This window comes from Segeticoccus rhizosphaerae, from assembly GCF_009192725.1.
Lineage (GTDB): Bacteria > Actinomycetota > Actinomycetes > Actinomycetales > Dermatophilaceae > Segeticoccus > Segeticoccus rhizosphaerae.
In genome coordinates this window covers 1-5043 of record NZ_VOHR01000273.1, presented here as the reverse complement: position 1 = coordinate 5043, position 5043 = coordinate 1, and the positions used below count along the sequence as shown (strand labels likewise).

Here is a 5043-nt window from a genome sequence, read left to right as displayed (position 1 = left end):
TGGCGACGACCGGCGTGGCCGGGCCCGGGCCGGCCGACGGCAAGCCGGCCGGCACCGTCTTCGTCGCGGTCGCGGCGGAGCAGGGTGTCCGGGTGCGCCAGCTGGCGCTGACCGGCGACCGTGAGCAGATCCGCGCCCTGACCGTCGACGCCGTGCTCGAGCTGCTGGCGCAGTCACTCTGACCACCCGCCCGATCGTCGCGGTGCCGACCGAACCCCCTCGGAACACGCCGCCGCAGTCGGTTGTTGGCACCGATGTGGCCTCGAGGATGAGCAGCTCGTCTTGCGCGCAACCGTCGGCGCGGCTCGCCCCGGGAAGCAAACATGATGAAGCAAACATGATCGCCTGGTGGATCCGGGAGGCGGGGGACCCGCCGCTCGGGGTACCGTGGAGGCCACAGACAGGACCGCGAGAGGAGGCGTCATGATCCTGCTTCGCCGTGAACTCGGTGACGTGCTGCGAGAGCAGCGTCAGTCACAGGGCCGCACCCTGCGCGAGGTGTCGGCGTCCGCGTCGGTCTCGCTCGGTTATCTCAGCGAGGTCGAGCGTGGCGAGAAGGAAGCCTCCTCCGAGTTGCTCGCGTCGATCTGCGGAGCACTCGAGCTGCCCCTGTCCGAGATGCTCAGCAACGTGTCCATGCGCGTCGCCGTCACCGAGGCCGCCGAGGCGCTGACCGCACCGGTGAACCTGCCGGTCCAGACCAGCGCACGAGAACTGGTCTCCTCCGCCGCCTGATCCCTGCCGTGCACCACGGGCCCGCGCCGATCAGCGCGGGCCCTGGCACATCGGGCAGTAGAACATCATCCGGTCCTTCGGCGGCTCCCCGATCATCTCGACCAGAACCGTTCCCCCGCAGCGGCGACAGAGCCGCCCCGCCCGGCCGTACACGTAGAGCCCCTGACCACGACGGCGCACCCTGGTCGTGGTCGGTATGCCGTGTGCGCGCCCCGCGTCCAGCAGCCGCCGGGCCCGCTCGACCACTGCCCGGAGCCGGCTCGGCGGGACCTCGGCCACGGGCTGCCAGGGCTGCTGCGTCTCACAGAAGAGGGTTTCCGCGGTGTAGATCGTGCCGAGGCCGGCGAGGTTGCGTTGGTCGAGGAGGGCGGCACCGAGAGGGGTGTCGGGGTGTGCGCGCAGTCTGGCGAGCGCCGCCTCCAGGTCCCAGTCGGCGCCGAGCAGGTCGGGCCCGAGGTGGCCGACCAGCGAGCTCTCCTCCGCGGTGGGAACCAGGTCGAGCATGCCGAGCTGCCACCCGACGGCGGTCCACCGCTCGGTGGCGAGGACTGCACGGATGGCGTGGTGGCGCAACGGCTTGGCCGCCTGCTGCGCCGTCGCGTCCAGCCGCCACCTGCCGTCCATGCGCAGGTGGCTGTGCAGGGTCCGGCCGTCGTCGAAGCGTTGCAGCAGGTGCTTGCCGCGGCTCACCACCTCGAGGGTGGTCGCCCCGCGCAGGTCGGCGGTGGCCAGCGAGGGCCAGCGCAGGTCGCCGTGGACGAGCGGAGCCCCCGTCAGGGCCCGGTCGAGCCGCCGTGCGGTGCGCCAGACGGCGTCACCCTCGGGCACGCCGCACCACCGTCACCACGTCGGGCGAACCCGTCGGGGACACGGTCAGCGTCCCTGCGGAGTGATGCGGTGCACCTGGTCGACCACTTCGGAGACGAGGTCGAAGGTCTCCGTCTCGTGGACGTCGGAGAGGCTGACGATGGCCTCGTCGATGCCGAGCTCGGCGAGCCGGCCAAGACGGTCGACGGCCTGGTCGACCGTCTGGGTCTTGCCGTGCCCGTCGCTGGAGATCGCCAGGCGTCCGAGCGTGGTGCGCGTGATCTCGCCGTAGTCACGTCCGGCGTCCGCGCAGTGTCCGCGCAGCACGCCCAGCTTGTGCGCGATCTTGTCGTGGCCCATCTCGTAGAGGTTGCACGCGTCGGCGTACTGCGCCACCAGCCTCAGCGTCTTCTTCTCCCCGCCGCCGCCGATGAGGATCGGTGGGTGCGGGGTGGACCTGGCCTGCGGGAAGTTGAGGGGACGTTCGAGCCGGTAGTGGCGGCCGGCATACGGGCTCTCGTCGCCGGACCACATCTGCAGGGCGATCTGCAGCGTCTCCTCGAGCATCTCGAAGCGCTCCGCGAGAGGCGGGAAGGGCACGCCGAGGCCGAGGTGCTCCTCCTCGTTCCAGGCGGCGCCGATGCCGAGCCAGGCCCGGCCACCGGAGAGCACGTCGAGGGTGGTGACGGTCTTGACGAGCAGGCCGGGGTGCCGGTAGGTCACCCCGGTCACCATGGCGCCCAGTCGGATTCGTTCGGTCACGGCAGCGAGGTGGGAGAGCGTCGTGTAGGCCTCGAGCATCTCGTGCTCGGGTGGGCCGACCATCCGGATCTGGAAGAAGTGGTCCATGACCCAGACGCTCGAGATGCCGCTGGCCTCGGCGTTGCGGGCGATCCGCGCCAGGTCGGGACCCAGGCTTCGCGGTGAGCCGGGCCAGGTGAAGTCGGGGATCTGCAGGCCGATGCGCATGTCCCCATCATGCAACCCGGTATGCCGTGTGGTCGCGCTGTGACCAGCCCCGGGATGGGGTCAGGGACCTGGCGTCGCCACGGCGAGCGTCAGGCCGTTGCCGCCCTGGCGGCCGCGAATCCTGTCGCTGGGGCCATGAGCTCGCGCCAGGCGCCGGACGGGATGGGCCCGGTCGAAACCTCCGGGGCGAGGGACCTGTGCAGCCGCGATGCCAGCGCACCGACGTCCTCGCGCAGTGCCGCCACGGCGAGTGAGACGTGGTCCTGGTCGAACCCGCGGCGGCCCATGGTGTGGACTGTGGTGAGGGTGAACACCCGGGTGGCGATCGCGCCGATCTCGACCAGGCGGCGCTGGGCGGGCCGCTCGTCGATGTTGATCTCCAGCTGCGCCCCCGCCAGGTCTGCGCCGGCCGCGGTCGTCTCATCCCGGGCCAGCTGCTCGCGCAGGTTCGAGGTGCCGGCCCGGCGCATCTGATCGGCCAGCTTGGCGCCGACCTGGGCATAGAGCACGTCATTCGAGCCCTCGAAGATCTGGAAGGGCCGGGAGTCCACCACGGCGCGACCGGCGATGTGGTTGAGCGCGTATCCCTTGGCGCCGACCAGCTGCAGGAGGGACTGCGCCGACTCCTGGAGGTAGTCCGACGCCACCGCCTTCACCGAGCTGGCCGACTGTGCCTCGCGGGACAGGTCGACCGACAGCCCGGCGTGTTCGGAGCTCCACAGGCTGAGGGCGCTGGCACAGGCCCACTGCCCCTGGAGCCGGGCGATGCGCGCGCGCACCTGGTCGTAGTCCAACAGCTGCCGGCCGGAGACGACCCGCTCGGTGCAGTGTGCGACGGCCTCGTCGACCATACGGTGGATGAAGCCGACGGCGTTGCCGGCAAAGCTCGAGCGCGACCGGTGCAGCAGGTCCATCATCATCCGGAGGCCGCCCCGGTCTCCCTCGAGCCGATGCGTGAGGGGAACGCGGACGTCAACTCGATTGCGGCCGTACGGGATCCCATAGAGACCAAGGGACGGATAGCGTTCGACCAGCTCGATCTGCTGCTCTGGGTCGCTCTGGTCGCAGACGAACATGTCGATGCCGTTGCCGAGGTCACCGCCGTCCTTGCCGGGGCGGGCCATGACCAGCCAGTAGTCGGCCCAGCCGGACAGGCCCGCCCAGTGCTTGGTGCCGCGCACGCGGTAGTGCTCGCCCTCACGGCGCCAGGCGGTCTGCATGGACAGCGCGTCCGTGCCGTAGCCGGGCTCGGTGATCATCAGCCCGCCGAGGCTGCCGCGACCGGCCAGCTGCGGCAGGATGCGCTCGGCGACCGACCGGTCGGCATACTTCGCGACCGGTTGCACGAACAGGCCGCCGCTGATGCCCATGGTCAGGCCGAGCGCGAGGGAGTGGTAGGCCGCCTCCTCCATCACCGCCTGGCCCGGCGCGAGGCTGTCACCGAACCCGCCGAAGCGCTCTGGCAGGAACGCCCGCATCGGCTCCGCCGCGAGCACGTCGCGCATGACGAAGGGCGGCAGCCCGCGCTGCTGGCCGATCACGTCGACGTCGGCTCGCCCGAAGGTCTGCGACACGGCGCCCCGGAACCTCTCGATCAACGACGCGGCCCCGTCCGGATCGGCGCACCCGGTGCCGGTGCCGTGGGTTTCCGTGCCGAGGTCGAGGTCCCTGGCCGTGTCGGGACGAGTCAGCTGCAACACCATCGGGGGATTCTCCTGCTCAATCGGTTCATTAGGCTTACCTTACCTACGGTTACGTTACCGTAGGTTAGCGGCGCCGGGCACCCTGTACCGAGTGTGAGGCTGGACATAGACGAGGAGGGGCGGCAAGGAGGCGAGCCTTCGACGGGCAGCCGACGGCTGGGCTCGGAGGGCAGGCCTTCAGCGGCGCAGCCGAAGGCCTCGTGGCGTGGCGTGGAACCCGGCTTCGGCCAGGGCCGCCACGAGCGGGTGGCCCGAACCGAGCACCGCTCCGCCGTCCGCCTTCTCGACGGTGAGCTTGCCGAGTGCACCCTCGCGGACCGAGAGTGCCAGCGCGTCGGCTGCCGCCTGCAGGCTGGCCGGGTCGTCGGTCCACGACAGGAGCGTCTTGCCGCCGCGCTCGACATAGAGGGTCAGCGCGCCGTCGACGAGGACCGCCAGGGCGCCCGCTTTGCGGCCCGGTCGGTGTGCCGTCGCCGACCGCTCGCCCTGCACCGGGTCGACCTCCCGCTCGGGCCAGGGCAGCGCCGCACCGTAGGGATTGGCCGGGTCTGCCGCCGCGAGGACCACCGCCGGTGGAGTGACCCGGCGCCCGCCCGCGGCCGGCCGCCCCGACCCTCGGGTGTCCCACGGATCCGCAGGGAGGCTGGGTTGCGCCGAAGGACCGTCACCGACGCCGCGGCTGTGGCTGCGTAGCCGGTCGACCGCACCCGTGGTCGCGAACTGCGCCGCCCCGAGCCCCTCGACGAAGTAGCCGCGCCGCACCCGGCCGGACTCCTCGGCCGCCGCGAGGACGCGGTAGACCGCGGCGAACCCGCCGGCGCGACCCTCG

At 71.6% G+C, this 5043-nt stretch carries 6 protein-coding genes; 2 read left to right on the top strand and 4 right to left on the bottom strand.

Features of this window, described 5'->3' with window-relative positions; all coding sequences use genetic code 11:
- Nucleotides 1–182: CinA family protein (locus tag FRW57_RS17015; protein WP_162529396.1), on the top strand; the 182-nt coding region annotated here is incomplete at its 5' end.
- 241 nt (nucleotides 183–423) lie between these two features.
- On the top strand, nucleotides 424–735 hold the full coding sequence (locus tag FRW57_RS17010) for a helix-turn-helix domain-containing protein (RefSeq protein ID WP_137121509.1): 312 nt from the start codon (nucleotides 424–426) through the stop codon (nucleotides 733–735).
- A gap of 30 nt (nucleotides 736–765) precedes the next feature.
- Here FRW57_RS17010 and FRW57_RS17005 read toward each other — a convergent pair whose 3' ends face one another.
- From FRW57_RS17005 to FRW57_RS16990, 4 genes are all read right to left on the bottom strand, one after another.
- A complete protein-coding gene (locus tag FRW57_RS17005) occupies nucleotides 766–1563 on the bottom strand; it encodes a DNA-formamidopyrimidine glycosylase family protein (protein ID WP_137121510.1) in 798 nt (265 codons plus the stop codon).
- 45 nt (nucleotides 1564–1608) lie between these two features.
- A complete protein-coding gene (locus tag FRW57_RS17000) occupies nucleotides 1609–2511 on the bottom strand; it encodes an LLM class F420-dependent oxidoreductase (protein WP_137121511.1) in 903 nt (300 codons plus the stop codon).
- A gap of 89 nt (nucleotides 2512–2600) precedes the next feature.
- Complete coding sequence (locus FRW57_RS16995; RefSeq protein WP_152186555.1) at nucleotides 2601–4214, bottom strand: acyl-CoA dehydrogenase family protein; 1614 nt, start codon at nucleotides 4212–4214, stop codon at nucleotides 2601–2603.
- A 177-nt stretch (nucleotides 4215–4391) separates the two neighbouring features.
- Nucleotides 4392–5043 (bottom strand): Lhr family helicase (locus tag FRW57_RS16990; protein ID WP_420853263.1); only part of this gene is annotated, 652 nt, incomplete at its 5' end.

Excerpts from the sequence above, each read along its gene's own strand:
- FRW57_RS17010 (WP_137121509.1), top strand. The coding sequence starts at position 424 with ATGATCCTGCTTCGCCGTGAACTCGGTGACGTGCTGCGAGAGCAGCGT.
- FRW57_RS17000 (WP_137121511.1), bottom strand. The coding sequence starts at position 2,511 with ATGCGCATCGGCCTGCAGATCCCCGACTTCACCTGGCCCGGCTCACCG.
- FRW57_RS16995 (WP_152186555.1), bottom strand. The coding sequence starts at position 4,214 with ATGGTGTTGCAGCTGACTCGTCCCGACACGGCCAGGGACCTCGACCTC.